At 71.7% G+C, this 17158-nt stretch carries 19 protein-coding genes; 6 read left to right on the top strand and 13 right to left on the bottom strand.

Going from position 1 to position 17158, the window contains the following annotated elements; genetic code table 11:
• Window position 1 precedes the first annotated feature (1 nt).
• Complete coding sequence (locus ACFY2Z_RS36725; RefSeq protein WP_390748326.1) at window positions 2-805, top strand: EI24 domain-containing protein; 804 nt, start codon at window positions 2-4, stop codon at window positions 803-805.
• Here ACFY2Z_RS36725 and ACFY2Z_RS36720 read toward each other — a convergent pair.
• Window positions 792-2054, bottom strand: a complete 1263-nt coding sequence (locus ACFY2Z_RS36720) for a pyroglutamyl peptidase (RefSeq protein WP_390748325.1) — start codon at window positions 2052-2054, stop codon at window positions 792-794. The genes ACFY2Z_RS36725 and ACFY2Z_RS36720 overlap by 14 nt on opposite strands.
• 33 nt (window positions 2055-2087) lie before the next feature.
• Between ACFY2Z_RS36720 and ACFY2Z_RS36715 the strand changes: the two genes are divergently transcribed.
• Window positions 2088-2273, top strand: coding sequence for a hypothetical protein (locus ACFY2Z_RS36715; RefSeq protein ID WP_390748324.1), 186 nt, complete (start codon window positions 2088-2090; stop codon window positions 2271-2273).
• A 293-nt stretch (window positions 2274-2566) separates the two neighbouring features.
• Here ACFY2Z_RS36715 and ACFY2Z_RS36710 read toward each other — a convergent pair whose 3' ends face one another.
• Together ACFY2Z_RS36710 and ACFY2Z_RS36705 are read right to left on the bottom strand one after the other, a co-directional pair.
• Window positions 2567-3538, bottom strand: a complete 972-nt coding sequence (locus ACFY2Z_RS36710; RefSeq protein WP_390748323.1) for an aldose epimerase family protein — start codon at window positions 3536-3538, stop codon at window positions 2567-2569.
• Between the two features lie 10 nt (window positions 3539-3548).
• Window positions 3549-4451 carry an SGNH/GDSL hydrolase family protein gene (locus ACFY2Z_RS36705; protein WP_390748342.1) on the bottom strand — a complete coding sequence of 301 codons (903 nt, stop codon included), beginning with the start codon at window positions 4449-4451 and terminating at the stop codon, window positions 3549-3551.
• Between the two features lie 249 nt (window positions 4452-4700).
• On the opposite strand from ACFY2Z_RS36705, the gene ACFY2Z_RS36700 reads away from it, so the two are divergent.
• A complete protein-coding gene (locus tag ACFY2Z_RS36700) occupies window positions 4701-5195 on the top strand; it encodes a DUF3145 domain-containing protein (RefSeq protein WP_390748322.1) in 495 nt (164 codons plus the stop codon).
• A 119-nt stretch (window positions 5196-5314) separates the two neighbouring features.
• Here the strand turns inward: ACFY2Z_RS36700 and fabF are convergent, their stop codons facing one another.
• From fabF to fasR, 5 genes are all read right to left on the bottom strand, one after another.
• The gene (gene fabF / locus ACFY2Z_RS36695) at window positions 5315-6586 is read right to left on the bottom strand and encodes a beta-ketoacyl-ACP synthase II (protein WP_390748321.1); all 1272 of its coding nucleotides are present in this window, start codon (window positions 6584-6586) and stop codon (window positions 5315-5317) included.
• Between the two features lie 121 nt (window positions 6587-6707).
• Complete coding sequence (locus ACFY2Z_RS36690; RefSeq protein WP_043440034.1) at window positions 6708-6956, bottom strand: acyl carrier protein; 249 nt, start codon at window positions 6954-6956, stop codon at window positions 6708-6710.
• Window positions 6957-7059: 103 nt separating this feature from the next.
• A complete protein-coding gene (locus ACFY2Z_RS36685; protein ID WP_390748320.1) occupies window positions 7060-8091 on the bottom strand; it encodes a ketoacyl-ACP synthase III in 1032 nt (343 codons plus the stop codon).
• A gap of 16 nt (window positions 8092-8107) precedes the next feature.
• A complete protein-coding gene (locus ACFY2Z_RS36680; protein WP_390748319.1) occupies window positions 8108-9022 on the bottom strand; it encodes an ACP S-malonyltransferase in 915 nt (304 codons plus the stop codon).
• 89 nt (window positions 9023-9111) lie between these two features.
• The gene (gene fasR, locus ACFY2Z_RS36675; RefSeq protein WP_311698280.1) at window positions 9112-10317 is read right to left on the bottom strand and encodes a fatty acid biosynthesis transcriptional regulator FasR; all 1206 of its coding nucleotides are present in this window, start codon (window positions 10315-10317) and stop codon (window positions 9112-9114) included.
• An 85-nt stretch (window positions 10318-10402) separates the two neighbouring features.
• On the opposite strand from fasR, the gene ACFY2Z_RS36670 reads away from it, so the two are divergent.
• Entirely contained in the window at window positions 10403-11059 is a 657-nt protein-coding gene (locus ACFY2Z_RS36670) for a pirin family protein (RefSeq protein WP_390748341.1), read from the top strand.
• Between the two features lie 82 nt (window positions 11060-11141).
• Here the strand turns inward: ACFY2Z_RS36670 and ACFY2Z_RS36665 are convergent, their stop codons facing one another.
• Window positions 11142-11963, bottom strand: a complete 822-nt coding sequence (locus tag ACFY2Z_RS36665) for a serine hydrolase domain-containing protein (protein ID WP_390748318.1) — start codon at window positions 11961-11963, stop codon at window positions 11142-11144.
• A gap of 19 nt (window positions 11964-11982) precedes the next feature.
• On the bottom strand, window positions 11983-12453 hold the full coding sequence (locus ACFY2Z_RS36660; RefSeq protein WP_390748317.1) for a GNAT family N-acetyltransferase: 471 nt from the start codon (window positions 12451-12453) through the stop codon (window positions 11983-11985).
• 95 nt (window positions 12454-12548) lie between these two features.
• Between ACFY2Z_RS36660 and ACFY2Z_RS36655 the strand changes: the two genes are divergently transcribed.
• Both ACFY2Z_RS36655 and ACFY2Z_RS36650 read left to right on the top strand, forming a co-directional pair.
• Window positions 12549-13025, top strand: coding sequence for a MerR family transcriptional regulator (locus ACFY2Z_RS36655; RefSeq protein ID WP_390748316.1), 477 nt, complete (start codon window positions 12549-12551; stop codon window positions 13023-13025).
• A complete protein-coding gene (locus ACFY2Z_RS36650) occupies window positions 13022-14038 on the top strand; it encodes an aldo/keto reductase (protein WP_390748315.1) in 1017 nt (338 codons plus the stop codon). The genes ACFY2Z_RS36655 and ACFY2Z_RS36650 overlap by 4 nt, the downstream gene beginning before the upstream one ends.
• A gap of 16 nt (window positions 14039-14054) precedes the next feature.
• Here the strand turns inward: ACFY2Z_RS36650 and ACFY2Z_RS36645 are convergent, their stop codons facing one another.
• The 3 genes from ACFY2Z_RS36645 to ACFY2Z_RS36635 all read right to left on the bottom strand — a co-directional run bounded on the left by ACFY2Z_RS36645 (window position 14055) and on the right by ACFY2Z_RS36635 (window position 17086).
• Window positions 14055-14921 (bottom strand): DUF4429 domain-containing protein, encoded by an 867-nt coding sequence (locus ACFY2Z_RS36645; protein WP_390748314.1) that lies wholly within the window; start codon window positions 14919-14921, stop codon window positions 14055-14057.
• Window positions 14922-14987: 66 nt separating this feature from the next.
• Window positions 14988-16205, bottom strand: coding sequence for an alpha/beta hydrolase (locus tag ACFY2Z_RS36640; RefSeq protein ID WP_390748313.1), 1218 nt, complete (start codon window positions 16203-16205; stop codon window positions 14988-14990).
• A gap of 239 nt (window positions 16206-16444) precedes the next feature.
• A complete protein-coding gene (locus ACFY2Z_RS36635) occupies window positions 16445-17086 on the bottom strand; it encodes a TetR family transcriptional regulator (RefSeq protein ID WP_390748312.1) in 642 nt (213 codons plus the stop codon).
• Window positions 17087-17158 lie beyond the last annotated feature (72 nt).

The raw sequence follows: 17158 nt of genomic DNA, 5'->3' as shown, positions 1-17158 counted from the left end.
CATGCGTGATCTCGGGGTGGGATTCGGTCATCTTCTCGCGGGCCAGCGATGGGTGGCCCGGAACGGCAGACAGTACGGTTTCGGCCTGCTCCCCGGGCTGATAACCCTGGTGCTCTACGCGGCCGCGCTCGCCGCGCTGGCCGTCTGGGGCGAGGACGCCGTCACCTGGGCCACCCCGTTCGCCGACGGCTGGCCGAGCCCCTGGCTCGGCCTCTTCCGCGGTCTGCTCACCGTGGTGCTGTTCGCCCTGGCCCTGCTCCTCGCCGTCCTCACCTTCACCGCCGTCACCCTGCTGGTCGGCCAGCCCTTCTACGAGAGCCTCTCGGAGCGGGTCGACCGTGACGTCTCCCCGGACGGCAGCGCCCCGCAGTCGGGTCTGCCCCTCCACCGCGAACTGTGGATATCGGCGCGCGACAGTCTGCGCATCCTCGTCCGCGCCTCGCTCTGGGGCCTGCTGCTCTTCGCCCTCGGTCTGCTGCCGTTCGTCGGCCAGACCGTCGTCCCGGTGATCGGCTTCTTCGTCACCGGCTTCTTCCTCGCCGAGGAACTCACCGCCGTCGCCCTCCAGCGCCGGGGCGTCGAACTCCGCGCCCGGCTGAGGCTGCTGCGCTCCCGCAAGCTGCTCGTCTGGGGCTTCGGCACCCCCCTCGGAATCGCCTTCCTCGTGCCCTTCGTCGCCGTCTTCCTGATGCCGGGCGCTGTCGCGGGCGCCACCCTGCTGGCCCGCGATCTGCTGGGCGAGGAGACGGCCGGGGACGCCGACGACGCCGACGCCCCCGAGGGCGAGCGGATCAGCGGCTCCTGATCCCGCCGAACGTCGCGTCCGCCGCCACCGTCACGATCGCCCGCACCTGCGCGATGATGTCCAGCCGGTTCCGCACGAACGCGGGGTCGGTGACGGTCCCGGTCGCCGGGTCCGTGTTCCCCGCCCCGAACTCCAGGACCGGGGTGTGCAGATGGCCGCCCGGCAGCCGGTCGTGCAGCCCGAGCCGGTCCCGCAGCAGCGTCGCCCGGTACGCGATCTCGTTGGAGAGGTAGTTGCCGCCGCCCCCGGCTCGCGCCGACGACCCCGGGGTGGGTCCGTCCGGCCGTACGACGGGATCGCCGCCGCCCGCCGGGACCTCGGTGACCTCCGTGTGGTCGTAGACCGGGAAACGCCCGGTGGCGGCCGACGTGATCGCCTGGTACGGGAGGGTCGTCGACGTCCACTGCGGCTGGGTGGCCGGCTCGGCCACCGGGATCGTCTCCGTGCGGCCGATGCCGTCGTTGTCCGGGAAGCCGCCCCGCCATGCCCCATTGGTCCGCTCCACGTCGAAGCGGCCCACCCGTCCCTGGCTCACCGTCGTGAAGAGGTCCACCCGCGGCAGCCACCGCCGCAGGGCGCGCTCCACGGCCTGATCGGCGAAGTCCTGCCAGCGCACCGGGAAGACGACGGCCTCGATGCGGGCCGGGCCGTCCGCCGTGCGGATCGTGGTGCCGTCGAGCGCCAGCGCGGTGGCCCCGGACGGGTTGGAGATACGGATGTCCCGGTCCAGTGTGAACGGGTCGAAACCGGTGACCAGGATCCGCCTCACGGCCCGGCCGTGCGGATAGCGGACTGCGTCCTGCCCGCGTGAGGTGACCTCCAACTCGGACAGCAGCCGGGTCCGTCGGCCGTCGGAGAGCCCGAAGCCGGGCTGCCAGGTCCGCACTTCCCGGGTCATCCCGAGGCGGGCCCAGTACAGCGGCCGGTCGTCGTCACGGCTCAGGTCACCGCCGGCGGGGCCCCGCCCCTGCGCCCGGTCCACCGCCCGCCGCCACAGAAGGGACCCCTGACGTACGACGGCACGCTCGGCCTGCGCGTACGAGTGGGCCTGTGCGAGCTCCCGCGCCAGCCGCGGTGCCGCCGAGTCGAAGCCGGAGCGTCTGAGGATCTCCTGGGGGACGGCCCCGTCGAGGCGCTGCTCCTCGACCGTCGCTGTGCGGGCCGTGTCCGCCGTCGCGGTGCTCGGGGCCGCGAGGCCCGCCAGCAGGGCCAGTCCGAGGATGCCGATCCGAACGCGTATCGCATGCACGGGAGTTGCCGCCCTTCCGTCGCCGTGGGGAGCGTGGTGCCGGACGCCTCGCAGTATCGCGTGACGGAAGTGACGCGGGCCATGGTGCGTCACCTGGGGGAGCGCGCCCCGCCCCGGCCCGCCCGGCGGCACCGCGTGGCGTTTGTGAAGGGTTCGTACGAGGTCGCGGCCGAACGCCCGATCGACGACCGTCGCGTCATCCCGACGATTAACGTCTGACCTGGAGGGGCCTCCCATGAGCAGCCCCGGTCCGGGACCTGACCCTGGACCGGGGCTCGTGGCCCGCTCCAGGGCCTGTCGTCAGACTCCCGCCTGCCCCGCGACGCCATGCACGCTCGGCTTCGCTCGCGCGGGCGGTGCCCCCGCCGCCGCACCGGGCGGAACCCCACGTACCTCCAGTGCGAGGGCTTCCGCCCGGCACTCCCCCGAGCTCTTCGAGCAGTGCACCCAGGGCACGCACCTGACGCCGCAGGGCCGCCCTTCGGGCGACCACGCGACTTTGACGACAGGCCCTAACGCGCCGAGAAGCGGTAGACCGTCTCCGACGTGTACACCCCGCCCGGCCTGAGTTCCGTGCTCGGGAAGTCCGGGCGGTTCGGCGAGTCCGGAAAGGCCTGGGTCTCCAGGGCGATCCCGGCGCCGGGGGAGAGCGGGGCGCCGAGGTGGTCCGCCGTGTAGAGCTGGAGCCCGGGCTCGGTGGTGGCCACCGTGAGCACTCGCCCGGACGCCGGGTCGCTCAGCTCGGCGACCTCGACCGGGGCCTCGGTCACGCCCTTGTCGAGGACGAAGTTGTGGTCGTAGCCCGAGCCGACCGTGCGCGCCGCCCGGAAGTCCAGGCGGGTGCCGTCCACGTCCGCCGGCGGGCCGGCCGGGATCAGCTGCCCGTCCACCGGGGTGTACCGGGACGCGGCGATCCGCAGCTCGTGCCCGCCCGCGTGCCCGGCGCCGGCCAGGTTCCAGTACGAGTGGTTCGTCAGGCTCACCACCGTCGGCGCGTCCGTGACGGCCTCGTAGGCGATCCGCAGCGCGCCCTGTGCGTCGAGGGTGTAGGTCGCCGAGACCTCCAGCCGCCCCGGGAAGCCCCCCTCGGCGTCCGGGCTCACCCGCGACAGCCGTACCCCGTGCTCGACCGGGTCCATGTGCCACACCCGCTTGTCGAAGCCGTGGCGGCCACCGTGCAGCGTGTTCGGGCCGTCGTTCGCCTCCAGGGTGTGGGTGTGCCCGTCCAGCGTGAAGCGGGCACCCGCGATGCGGTTGGCGTAGCGGCCGACCAACGCCCCCAGAAACGGCTCGGGATGGCGCAGATAGCCCTCCAGGTCCGCGAAGCCCAGCACCACGTCCGTCCGCTGCCCGTCCCGGTCCGGGACCTCGACCGACTGCACGATCCCGCCGTACGACAGCACCCGCACCCGCACCCCGCCCCGCTCCAGCGTCCAGCGGTGGACCGGGGTGCCGTCGGAAAGTGTGCCGAATGGTTCGCTCATGTGGGAAACACTAGGTCACGGGGTTCTTCGCGGTGACGGTGCGGTAGGCGATCTCGGCCAGGCGGGCCTGGCCGTCCCGGCTCGGGTGGAACCAGTCCCACTGGCTCAACTGCCCCGTACCGAAGCGGTAGTCGAAGACCGCGTTGCCGTCGAAGCGGCACCGCCGGTCCTTGGCGCACACCTCCCGCAGGACCCGGTTGTACGCCTCCACCCGCTCCTGCACCGCATCGCGCCGCCTGCTCGCCCGTGCGTCCAGCGCGTCCGCGTCGCCCAGCATCGACGGGCAGATGCCCAGCTTCCACACCTGCTTGCCGAGCTGGCTGGTGCGGCCCTGCGACCACAGCCGCTTCAGGTTCGGCACGCTGGACACGTACACCTGCGTCTTCGGCAGCGACGCGCGCAGGGAGTCCATCGCCGTCTGGAACTGCTTGCGGAAGCCGGCCACCGGGGTCATCGCGGAGACGGTGGAACGGCAGGCGTCATTGGCGCCCACCATCACCGTGACCAGATCCGGCCGCTGTGGCACGGCCTGGGCGATCTGCGCGGACAGGTCCGCCATCCGGGCCCCGGTCACCGCGTAGTTCCAGCTGTGCTCCGCGGCCCCGGTCGCCCCGAGCAGCCGTACGGCGAGACTGTCCACGGTGGTGTCGCTGCCCGTCGCCCACGACACCTCGGGGCAGTCGGACAGCACTGTGCAGGCGTCGAAGCCGCGCGTGATGGAGTCGCCCACGGCGGCGATGGAGCCGGGGGCGCGGTTCCAGACCGGGGTGGGCCGCGGCGAGGGATGCGCCTGTGCGGTGCTGCCCTGCGGAGTGGCCCCGCCGCCCCCGGAGGCGTCGCAGCCGGCGAGCCCCACGACGGCCGCCACCGCCGTCGCGACGACGGCCCGAGAGCCACGGCCCCGTTTCCGCATCCCCTGGTCCCCTCGTTCGTCGTACCCGGCGGTCGGTCCGTGCACGGTTCCTCCGCGGTCGTTCGGCAGCGCTTCGAACACGCTGGGTCAGTCCCGCGTCCCCTTGGGTGAAACCTCGGGGTTTGGGAGCACCTGGACCGACGGTACGTCACACTCCTTGCGCCGCCGCACGGTAGCCTCGCCCCGTGGCCGCCCTGCCACGCCCGTTCCGTAAAGTTACAAGATGTCGCGGTCTGCCCGGAGGTTCAGGTGACGACACGTGGAGTCCTGTACGTGCACTCCGCGCCACGCGCACTGTGCCCGCACGTCGAGTGGGCAGTCGCGGGCGTGCTGGGCACGCGCGTCAACCTCGACTGGATCCGGCAGCCCGCCGCGCCCGGCACCTGGAGATCCGAGTTCTCCTGGCAGGGCGAGGCCGGTACCGCCTCCAAGCTCGCCTCCGCGCTGCGCGGCTGGCACCTGCTGCGCTTCGAGGTCACCGCGGAACCGTGCCCGACCGCCGAGGGCGAGCGCTACAGCTGCACCCCCGATCTCGGGATCTTCCACGCGGTCACCGGCATCCACGGCGACATCCTGATCCCCGAGGACCGGCTGCGCGCCGCCCTGGTGCGCTCCCAGCGCGGCGAGAGCGAGCTGGAGGGCGAACTCGCCAAGCTGCTCGGCAAGCCCTGGGACGACGAGCTGGAACCCTTCCGCTACGCGGGCGAGGGCGCGCCGGTGCGGTGGCTGCACCAGGTCGTCTGACCGCCCGTCACCCGGCCGTGGACCGTCCTGTGTCCACTCCCCGTCCCCCGTTCGTACGAAAGGGCCCCCACCGGCTGGTGGGGGCCCTTTCGCATGACTCGCCGGGGCGGCGGTCCGGATCAGATCGTGCGGAACGCCAGGACCACGTTGTGGCCGCCGAAGCCGAACGAGTCGTTCAGCGCGGCGATACGGCCCTCGACCGGCAGCTTGCGGGCCTCACCGCGGACGACGTCCGCGTTGGCCTCGGCCTCCGGGTCGATGTTCTCGATGTTGATCGTCGGCGGGGCGATCCGGTGGTACAGCGCGAGGACGGTCGCCACCGACTCCACACCGCCCGCACCGCCGAGCAGGTGACCGGTCATCGACTTGGTCGCGGAGACCGCCATGTGGTCGGCGTCGTCGCCGAAGACCTTGCGCAGCGCCTTGAGCTCGGCGATGTCACCGGCCGGCGTGGAGGTGGCGTGCGCGTTCACATGCACGATCTCCGCCGGGTTCAGGTCGCTGTGGTCCAGCAGGTTCTGCAGGGCGTGCGAGATACCGCGGCCCTCGGGCTCCGGCTGCACGATGTCGTGGGCGTCGGCGGAGATGCCCTGGCCGACCGCCTCCGCGTAGACGCGGGCGCCGCGCTTGGCGGCGTGCTCGGCCGACTCCAGGATCACGACGCCCGCGCCCTCGCCGAGGACGAAGCCGTCGCGGTCGACGTCGTAGGGACGCGAGGCGCCCTGCGGGTCGTCGTTGTTCTTGGACATCGCCATCATGTTGCCGAACGCGGCGATCGGCAGCGGGTGGATGGCCGCCTCCGTACCGCCGGCGACGACGACGTCGGCGCGGCCGGTGCGGATCATCTCGATGCCGTAGCCGATGGCCTCGGCGCCCGACGCGCAGGCGGAGACCGGGGTGTGCACACCGGCGCGGGCGCCGACGAGCAGGCCCACGTTGGCGGACGGGCCGTTCGGCATCAGCATCGGGACCGTGTGCGGGGAGACACGGCGGACGCCCTTCTCCTTCAGCACGTCGTACTGGTCGAGCAGGGTCGTCACACCGCCGATGCCGGAGGCGATGACCGCGCCGAGACGGTCGGGGTCGACGCTGGCGTCCTCGCCCGCCCTGTCGGTGAAACCGGCGTCCGCCCAGGCCTCCTTGGCCGCGATCAGTGCGAACTGCGCCGAGCGGTCCAGCCGGCGGGCCTGCGGCCGCGGGATGACCTCCGACGGCTCCACGGCGATCTGTGCGGCGATGCGGACCGCCTGCTCGGCGGCCCAGTCCTGCTCGAGAGGACGGACTCCGGACTTGCCGGCGACCAGGCCCTCCCAGGTAGAGGCCGCGTCGCCACCCAGCGGTGTGGTTGCGCCGATACCGGTGACGACCACGGTGCGATTGGTCGAGCTCACGGGAATTCTTTCTCCAACGGATACGAGGATTCAGCGGCGCCACCGCCGGGTGGCGGGGCAACGGCCCAAGTCACCGGGCCGCCGGCCCGGTGCCGGGCTGTCTGCCCAGGTGATCGGTCGATCAGGCCTGGTGCTTGAGGATGTACTCGGCGGCGTCGCCGACGGTCTTGAGGTTCTTCACGTCGTCGTCGGGGATCTTGACGTCGAAGCGCTCCTCGGCGGCGACGACGACCTCGACCATGGACAGCGAGTCGACGTCCAGGTCGTCGGTGAAGGACTTGTCCAGCTGGACGTCCTCGGTGGGGATCCCGGCGATCTCGTTCACGATCTCGGCGAGACCGGCGACGATCTCTTCCTGAGTGGCGGCCATGTCAGGCGCTCCTTCGTAGATTTCCAGAGGGTGTGGCGCCCACCGCGTCAGCGGTAGGTGTGTGTTGCTCCCGTACCGGACCGGATGATCCGGCACGGAGTGCCTAGGGGAGGGTAACGACCGTCGCGGCGTACACGAGACCCGCCCCGAAGCCGATGACGAGCGCGGTGTCGCCGCTCTTCGCCTCGCCGGTCGCCAGGAGCCGCTCCATCGCGAGCGGGATCGAGGCGGCCGAGGTGTTTCCGGTGGTGCGCACGTCACGCGCGACCGTCACGTGCTCCGGCAGCTTGAGAGTCTTCACCATCGAGTCGATGATCCGCACGTTGGCCTGGTGCGGGATGAAGACGTCCAGGTCGTCCGCGGTGATCCCGGCCGCGTCCAGCGCCTGCTGGGCGACCTTCGCCATCTCGAACACGGCCCAGCGGAACACCGCCTGGCCCTCCTGCGTGATGGCGGGGAACTTGACGTTGCCCTCGCTGTCCACCGGGAGCTTGGAGACGTCGCCCAGCCGGAACTCGTTCCACGGCACGGTCTGCTTGATGGTCTCGGACTTGTCGCCCTCCGAGCCCCAGACGGTCGGGCCGATGTGCGGCTCCTCGGAGGGGCCCACCACGACCGCGCCCGCGCCGTCACCGAACAGGAAGGCGGTGGCCCGGTCCTCGAGGTCCGTCAGGTCCGACAGCCGCTCCACGCCGATGACGAGGACGTGCTCGGCGGACCCCTCGACGATCATGCCCTTGGCGAGCGTGAGGCCGTAGCCGAAGCCCGCGCAGCCGGCCGAGATGTCGAAGGCGGCGGCCTTGTCGGTGCCGAGCTTGTCGGCGATCTCGGTGGCGACGGCCGGGGTCTGGCTGAAGTGCGAGACGGTGGAGACGACGACCGCGCCGATCTGCTCGGCGGTGATCCCGGCGTCGGCGATGGCCTTGCCCGCCGCCTCGATGGACATCGCGGCGACGGTCTCGTCGTCGTTCGCCCAGTGCCGGGTCTCGATGCCGGAGCGGGAGCGGATCCACTCGTCGGAGGAGTCGATCTTCTCCAGGATCACGTCGTTGGGCACGACCCGGACCGGACGGTAGCCGCCGACCCCGAGAATGCGCGCGTACGGAGCACCCTTCCGTGCCTTGATCTTCGACATGCTCTCGGGCTCCTAATCAGGCACTGTGCTCGGCGACGAGGTCGCGAGCGGCGTCGAGGTCGTCAGGGGTCTTCAGGGCCAGGGTCTGGACACCCGGCAGCGCGCGCTTGGCGATGCCCGTGAGGGTGCCGCCGGGGCACACCTCGATCAGCGCCGTGACGCCCAGCTTCTCGAAGGTCTCCATGCACAGGTCCCAACGGACCGGGTTGGCGACCTGGCCGATCAGCCGCTGAAGGACCTCGGCACCGGTGGCGACGGCCTGACCGTCCTTGTTCGAGACGTAGGTGACGCGCGGGTCGGCGGGCGCGAGCGCCTCGGCCGCCTCCGCGAGCCGGTCCACCGCGGGCGCCATGTGGTGGGTGTGGAACGCGCCGGCCACCTTCAGCGGCACCACGCGACGCACCCCCTCGGGCTTGTCCTCACCGAGCGCGGCGAGCTGCTCCAGGGTGCCGGCGGCGACGATCTGCCCGGCACCGTTCACGTTCGCCGGGGTCAGGCCCAGCTTCTCCAGGTGCGGGAGCGTCGTCGCGGGCTCGCCGCCGAGCAGCGCCGACATGCCCGTGGGCGTGATGGCGGCGGCCTCGGCCATGGCCAGACCCCGCTTGCGGACGAGCATCAGCGCGGCCGTGTCGTCGAGGACGCCCGCGAAGGAGGCCGCGGTGATCTCGCCGACGCTGTGGCCGGCGACGGCACCGGGGGTGATGTCACCCAGTGCCGCGGCGGACAGCAGACCCGCGGCGACCAGCAGCGGCTGGGCGACGGCGGTGTCGCGGATGGCGTCGGCGTCGGCCTGCGTGCCGTAGTGGGCGAGGTCGAGCCCGATGGCGTCCGACCATGCCGCGACACGGGCGGCGGCACCGGGGAGGTCGAGCCAGGGAGTCAGGAAGCCGGGCGTCTGGGCGCCCTGGCCGGGAGCGACGAGTACGAGCACTCTCACACTCTCTCTTGGGGACGGCCAGCGCCGCCCGTGGGGACAAGGACGAAGAACAGCAGGGGGTTTTGTGGGCCCCCGACAAAAGGCTAGGTCTGGGGATCTCCCTCGGCCAGACGCCCCAGGATCAGTGCGATCCGCAACGTGAACGCGGAGCGTACATCAGAAGGCGACCATCCGGTGACGTCAGTCACACGTCGGAGCCGGTAGCGCACGGTGTTCGGGTGAACGAAGAGCATTCGGGCGGCACCTTCCAGACTGGACGCCTGCTCCAGATACACGCTGAGGGTCTCCAGGAGTGCGGATCCCGCCTCCTCCAGTGGTCTGTAGATCTCCTCCACCAGTTGCTCGCGGGCGCTCGGATCACCGGCGATCGCGCGCTCCGGCAGCAGATCGTCCGCCAGTACCGGGCGTGGTGCGTCCTGCCAGGCGGAACACGCCTTGAGGCCCGCCGCCGCGGCCTGCGCGGACCGGGTCGCGGCCTGCAGGTCGGGCACGATCGGCCCGGCGACGACGGGTCCGGCGGCGAACGGGCCGATCAGCGACTTGGCGACGGCGAGCGGATTGTCGCTGCCTCCCGCCACCACGACGAGCCGGTCCCCGAGCACACCCGTGAGCACCTGGAGCTTGGCATGGCGGGCGGCCCGCCGGATGGCCTCGACCGTCAGCTCGCTGTCACCGTCGGGTGCCGTACCCAGGACCACGCACACATGCTCGGGCGAGTTCCAGCCGAGCGCGGCGGCCCGGCTCACGGCCCCCTCGTCGGCCTCCCCGCTGAGCACGGCGTTGACCACCAGCGACTCCAGCCGGGCGTCCCAGGCACCGCGTGCCTCGGCGGCCTGGGCGTAGACCTGGGCGGTGGCGAAGGCGATCTCCCGGGCGTAGACGAGGAGCGCCTCGCGCAGCACGGACTCGTCGCCGGGAGCGGCCACCTCGTCGATGGCGGACTCCATGACCTCGATGGTCGTCCGCACCATCTCCACGGTCTGCCGCAGGGTGATGGCCCGGGTCAGCTCGCGCGGCGCGGTGCCGAAGACATCGGTGGAGATGGCCTGCGGGGCGTCCGGGTGCCGGAACCACTCGGTGAACGCGGCGATGCCCGCCTGCGCCACCAGGCCGATCCACGAACGGTTCTCCGGGGGCATCGCCCGGTACCACGGGAGTGTCTCGTCCATGCGCGCGATGGCCTGCGCGGCGAGGCTTCCGGACGATTTCTCCAGCCGCTTCAGGGTCGCGGCATGCGGGTGGACGGAGTGCGCTGCGGGCTCGGGGTGGGTGGCTTCGGGTTCGGGCACGGGGACAAGAGTGCCTTATCGGGACGGGGCAGTGCGGCGCCGGGTCCCGGAGGGCGAGACGCGCGGGACTACGGTGGTGGCTGTGATGGACGTACGGCGCGCCGGTGAGCGCTACCGCGGAGGGGATGCGGCCGCGGGGATCGAGTCCCTGCACGCCTTCAGCTTCGGCCCGCACTACGACCCGGACAACCTCCGGTTCGGCGCGGTGATCGCGTGCAACGAGGAGCGGCTGGCGCCGGGCGCGGGCTTCGACGAGCACCCGCACAGCCACACCGAGATCGTCACATGGGTGGTGGAGGGGCAGCTGACCCACCGTGACTCGACGGGCCACCGGTCGGTGGTCCGCCCCGGCGACGTCCAGCGGCTGAGCGCGGCGGGTGGCGTCCGCCATGTGGAGCGCAACGACGGCGACGTCCCTTTGGTCTTCGTCCAGATGTGGCTGGCTCCCGGACAGCCGGGCGGCGACCCCTGCCACGAGGTGGTCCACGGCATCGCGGACTCCACGCCGTACGCGGTCCCCGAGGCGGGCGCGATGCTCCATGTCCGCCGGCTGGCACCGGGAGAGCGCACGGCGGTGCCGGACGCGGCGTTCGTGTACGCGCACCTGGTGCGCGGCGGCGTACGGCTGGGCGAGCAGGAGCTGGGCCCGGGGGACTCGGCCCGGATCAGGGACGCGAAGGACCTGGAGGCGGTGGGGGCACAGACGGGGGCGGAACTGCTGCTGTGGGAGATGGCCGGATAAGGAGGGGGAGCGGCCGTGCGGCTGCGGGGGCCGGCCCGTCTTCACGGTCCGGGGAGGTGTGCCCGGCGCACCCGGCGGCTGCTCAGCCCCGCAGCTCCGCCAGCACCGCGTCCGTGAACGGCGTCCACGCCTCGATCGCCCACGACCCGAACGCCCGGTCCGTCAGTGCGACGCACGCCACACCCGCGTCCGGGTCGACCCACAGGAACGTGCCCGACTGCCCGAAGTGGCCGAAGGTCCTGGGCGAGGACGAACGCCCCGTCCAGTGCGGCGACTTGGCGCCGCGGATCTCGAAGCCGAGACCCCAGTCGTTGGGGTTCTGGTGTCCGTAGCCCGGTAGCACGCCCTTGGTGCCCGGGTACTGCACGGTCATCGCCTCGGCGACCGTGCGGGGGTCGAGCAGCCGGGGCGCCTGGACCTCGGCGGCGAAGCGCACGAGATCGGCGACCGTCGAGACGCCGTCCTTTGCCGGGGAGCCGTCGAGGCTCGTCGAGTCCATACCGAGCGGCTCCATGACCGCCTGCCGCGCGTACTCGAAGAACCTGATGTCCGTCGCCTTCGCCACATGGTCGCCCAGCACCTCGAACCCGGCGTTCGAGTACAGCCGTCGCTCCCCGGGCGCCGACGTGACGCGGTGCTCGTCGAAGGCGAGACCGGAGGTGTGCGCGAGCAGATGGCGCACCGTCGAGCCGGGCGGCCCGGCGGGCTCGTCCAGTTCGACGGCGCCCTCCTCGTAGGCCACGAGCACCGCGTAGGCGGCGAGCGGCTTGGTGACGGAGGCCAGCGGGAAGCGGTGGCCGACCGGCCCGTGCGTGCCGAGCACGGTGCCGTCCGCACGGACGACCGCCGCCGCGGCGGTGGGGACGGGCCAGTTCTCGATCAGCGCCAGGCTCTGCAGGGACATGTGAACGAGCCTATGCGGCTCACAGCTGAAGCCGCATCGAGGGGTCCGGCTTGCGGACGAAGCCGAGCGCCGCGTACAGCGGCTCGGCCTGCGCGGACGCGTTCAGATCGACCTGCCGGACGTCCGCCTCACGGAACCAGTCCAGCAGCGTCTCCATGCAGGCGCGGGCGTAGCCCCGGCGGCGTGCGTCCGGATCGGTGGCGACGCTGAAGACATGGCCCACCCGGCCGTGCGGATTGCCCGCCCGCCCGATCCGGTACTCGATGGTGCCCACCACGATCGCGGCGAGTGCCCCGGGCCGCTCGGGATGGTCGATCACGAACGCCGCGAAGCCGTCGTCCGGTGCGCCGAGCCGCCGGCGCAGGGTCGGCAGGGACTCCGTGTGCCACCGGGTGGAGGGATCGGCGGTGAACAGGGAATCCAGCATCACCTGGCGCAGGCGCAGCAGTTCTTCGGCATCCTCGGGCACGGCCCGGCGTACGAGACTCATGACGTGCACGCTAATCACGTGAGCCCGCACCGGTCTCGGTGTTTTCACGGGTTCCGCTTGCTTGGAGTGCACTCCAACGTTTTAGCGTGGAGCCCATGACGGTGATGGAGACCATGGCCGAGGCGGCCGACCACGTGACCGACGTCTGCTCCGTACCGCCCAAGCGGCATCCCCGTCCCGACGGACAGGACAGCTACACCATCAGCGAGGTCGTGGCCTTCACCGGCCTCACCGCGCACACCCTGCGCTGGTACGAGCGGATCGGGCTGATGCCCCACATCGACCGCTCCCACACCGGGCAGCGCCGTTACTGCAACGCCGACCTCGACTGGCTCGATCTGGTCGGCAAGCTCAGGCTCACCGGCATGCCCGTCGCCGACATGGTGCGCTACGCCGAGCTGGTGCGTGCCGGGGATCACACCTACGGCGAACGCTACGACCTCCTGGAGGCGACCCGCCGGGACGTGCTCGCCCGGATCACGGAACTCCAGGACACGCTCGCGGTGCTCAACCGCAAGATCGATTTCTACGCGGACGCCGGGCGCGCCCTGGCGTCGGAGAGGCCCCGATGACGGACAGCAGGATCGCGAAGGCGCACCTCGGCGGCGACGGCCCCGAGGTGGGCGTGCAGGGCCTCGGCTGCATGGGGATGACCTGGGCGTACGGGCCCTCGGACGCCGGGGAGTCGCGCGCCGCCCTGGAGCGGGCGTTCGAGCTGGGCGTCACCCTTTACGACACCGCGGACCTCTACGGCGGCGGGGAGAACGAGAAGTTCCTGTCGCCGTTCTTCAAGGCACACCGGGACGAGCTCGTCATCGCCACCAAGTTCGCGATCTCGACCTCGCCGGACGACACCATGAAGCGGATCATCCGCAACGACGCGCCCTACATCCGCAGTTGTGTCGAGGCCAGCCTGAAGCGGCTGGACGTCGAGGTGATCGACCTCTATTACATGCACCGCCGCGATGTGCGGGTGCCGATCGAGGAGACCGTCGGCACCATGGCGGAGCTGGTGCACGAGGGCAAGGTGAAGCACCTCGGGCTGAGCGAGGTCACCGCCGGTGAGCTGCGCGCGGCCCAGGCCGTCCACCCGATCGCCGCCGTGCAGTCGGAGTGGTCCCTGTTCAGCCGGGACATCGAGGCGAACGTGGTGCCGGCCGCCAGGGAACTGGGTGTGGCCCTGGTGCCGTACTCGCCGCTGGGCCGGGGATTCCTCACCGGCTCGTTCTCCGACGCCGGCACGGACCTCACCGACCAGGACTTCCGCCGTACGATGCCGCGCTTCACCGGCGAGAACGCGGCCGCCAACGTCAGGCTCCTGGAGCCGGTCCGCACGGTCGCCGAGGCGCACGGGGTCTCCCTGGCCCAGATCGCGCTGGCCTGGGTGCAGCAGCAGAGCGCGGTGCACGGCTTCCCGGTGGTCCCGATCCCGGGCACGACCAGGCGCTCGCGTGTGGAGGAGAACGTGGCGGCTACCCGGATCGTCCTGACGGACGAGGAACTGGCGCTCCTGGAGCCGATCGCGGCCAAGGTGGCGGGCGACCGCTACCCCGACATGACGTTCGCGTCGGCGGGGCGGGAGTAAGGGTGGCAGACACCCCCTAGAGCTCCGCCAGCAGCTCCGCCTTCTTCGTGGAGAACTCCTCGTCCGTGACGAGCCCCGCCTCGTGCAGCTCCCCGAGGTGGCGGATCCGCTCGGCGATGTCCGCCGGGTCCCGGCGCGCCGCCGGTATCGCGGCGGGGCCGGCCGAGGGCCCGGCGGTCCGCACCGCGGCCAGCACCGCGGCGGCGAACGGCAGCGACTCGTGCACCGGGCCGTAGCCGAGGCCGAAGACGACCGCGCCCGGGTCCTGGTCCGGCGGCACCTGCTGCCCGGCGTCGGCAGCGGTGGCATCCCGCCGCAGCAGCCGCAGATGGCCGTCCAGGGCCTCGGGGGAGCGCCACTCGACCCCGCTGAGGGCGCTGACCGGGAAGCTCTGGTCGCCGGCCTTCCACTTGGCGGAGGACGCGCCCGTCCAGGACCACCGGAAGGACACCGCCCGGCCGTCGAAGGACGCCTTCCCGTCGTACGCCTTGAAGTGCAGCGGTGTCTCGGGCGGCGCCACCAGGAACCGCTCGGCCGGGGTGTCGTCCTCGGTGATCAGGGACCGCAGCTCGTCGGCGCAGTACTCGGCGAGGGACTGGCGGTCGGGGGGCAGCACCAGCCGGTAGGGGTCCGCGCCCTCCTTGAGCTGTCCGGCCGCCGCCTCCATCAGCGGATCGGCACCGGGCCGGGGCACCGCGCGCAGGACGACGGTTCCGCGTCTGCCCTGAGTCACAGTCACCCCCGCGATCGCCTCCAGGGGGACCCGGCGTTCGCCGAGCGCCTGGAACAGCTTCGGCGAACGGATCCCCCGTTCGAAGCGGATGAGCACGGAGTCGGACTCGAACTCCCAGACGGCATGAAATCCGGCCAGTACGTCACCCATGCGGCTCATCGTATGCGGCACGCGCTCCTCCGTCGCCTCCCCGGGCAGACCGCAATTCCTGTATTTCTACGCGCGTCCGGCCGCCACCGTGCCGGACAAACCCGCCCGGCAGGTGTCGGTGTCGTCGGCGCAGTGCACCGAGTCGTATGCGCCGACGCCGATCTCGGCGAAGTTGCGCAGGCTCTCGGTGCCCGGCGCGAAATATCCGGGATGCCCCTTCGCTCCCTGCGCGGACAGCACCCGTGCCCCGAAGCCGCGCGAGACCGGATCGGCACCGTGACCGAGGCCTCCGAGCTCCAGATACGGCACGTCCTGGATCCAGTCGTCGGCGTCGCGCATCGCCCACACCCGGGCCGTGGTGTGCAGCCCGGCGGCCGACTCGGTGCGCATGCCGGGGCTGCCCGCCACGGTGATGTCGGACACCCGCGACGGCAGGGTGTGCGCGGCCACACCGCAGAGCACCGAGCCGTAGCTGTGGCAGTACAGCTGGACGGACGACCTGCCGGGCAGGGCGCGGACCAGGGCGTCGAGCCGTACGGCCCCCTCCTCGGCGCGCATCGCGGTTGCCGCCTCCACGCCGATGCCCCCCGGCGAGGTGTAGTCGGCCCAGGCGATCACGGCCGGGGGCGTACCGGGGTTCGCCGCGTGCTCCGCCGCGTAGAGCGACTGGGCCATGCCGACGGGTGCCGAGTACATGCGGTAGGTGCGCTGGAAGGTGAGCAGGTCGGTGTCCACGCCGGGGACGACGACCGAGACCCGCCGCGCGGTGTCCAGGTCGCCGAAGACCTCGGCGATCCGGCCCGGGCCCTCCGGGTCGAAGGCCAGGATCTGCCGGCCCTCGGTCATCAGCGCCTCGAAGCGGTGCATGAGACGCCCCGCCTCCTGCTGCCCGACCGACGACAGCCGGTCGTCGTGCATCCGGGCGCGCTCGACCTTGCGCTGGTGGTCCAGGGCGATGCGGTTGGCCTCGTAGCGCAGCCGTACCGGCGCCCCGTTCATGTTGCCGACCGCGAGCGGATAGCGGTGGGCGAGCCGGGCACGCTGACGGGCGCTGAGCGAGGCGAAGAAGCGGGCCAGCTGCGCGGGGGACCCCTCGGGGTCCGGCAGCTCGTGTCCGGCGATCCTGCCGTGCTGCCATGCCGAGCGCGAGGCCGCGAGGGGCGTGGCTCCGGGATGGCTGCGCACGGCGGTCCAGCCGGTCGTCGCGAGCATCACGAAGACCACGGCCAGCGCGAGCAGCGCGCGCCAGGCGTTGAGTTGCGGGGAGGTGTCGAAGGAAGTCACTGGAAGGACACACTAGGAGAACGGGAGTGTCTCGCGTTAACCGAGTGACGCGTCTCACGTTTCGCACCCTTCAATTCCGGCAAAACGGGCGCGCTTTAGGGTTGATCGTCACACTGCGTCGATGAGATGCACGCCACTTGGTACGCCGTGTCACCGTTCTTTCACTCCATCGGCCGTCCCGGTGTCCGGTCTGACGGGAATTCACTTGACGCGTACGGGATCAGCGGGGTGTGAACGGCTCAGTTCGTGCGCCACTTCTCGGCCAATGCCGGGCCCACCGCGTCGAGATGCCGGGCGGTCAGCTCGCGGAGCCCCTCCACGGTGATGTCCTGGCCCGCGCACCACAGCCGCTCCGTGACGCGCATCACTCCGCCGAACACGGCCACCGCGACGCGCGGGCGCGGGTCCGCGTCCACGTCGAGGCCCTCGCGATCGGCGATGATGCGGGCGATGCCCTCCTCCAACTCCGCCGAGCGGCGCAGATGGGTGGCGAACAGGGCCGGTGTCGACTCGATCAACCGATAGGCGCGCAGATGGAGTTCGGTGGGGATGATCTCCTCGACGGCCTCGCCGATGCTGTCCCAGCCCTCCAGGATCGCCTGCCGCAGCGCCTCCAGCGGCGCCTCGTGGGGCGGCCGAGCGCGCACCGCCTCGACGAAGTGCGACTCCGCCAGGGACTGGACGAAGAAGACGGCGTCCTCCTTGCCGGCGAAGTAACGGAAGAAGGTGCGCTGCGACACGTCCGCGGCCTCGGCGATCTCGTCGACGGTCGTGGCCTCGTAGCCCTTGGTGGTGAACAGTTCCAGGGCGGCCCGCAGCAGTGCGTCCCGGGTGCGCTGTTTCTTGCGCTCTCGCAGTCCCGGCCGCGACGCCGTCTCCATCGGTCCTCTTTCCGTTCATCCGCCCGGTTCGGGCTATCGGTACATGACGTGACAGTTACTGACTTGTGAATT

Origin of the sequence: Streptomyces sp. NPDC001222 (genome assembly GCF_042896945.1) — a bacterium.
Classification (GTDB): domain Bacteria; phylum Actinomycetota; class Actinomycetes; order Streptomycetales; family Streptomycetaceae; genus Streptomyces; species Streptomyces gibsoniae.
Note: the sequence above shows the minus strand (reverse complement) of the source record. Positions and strands in the feature narration are given on the sequence as shown.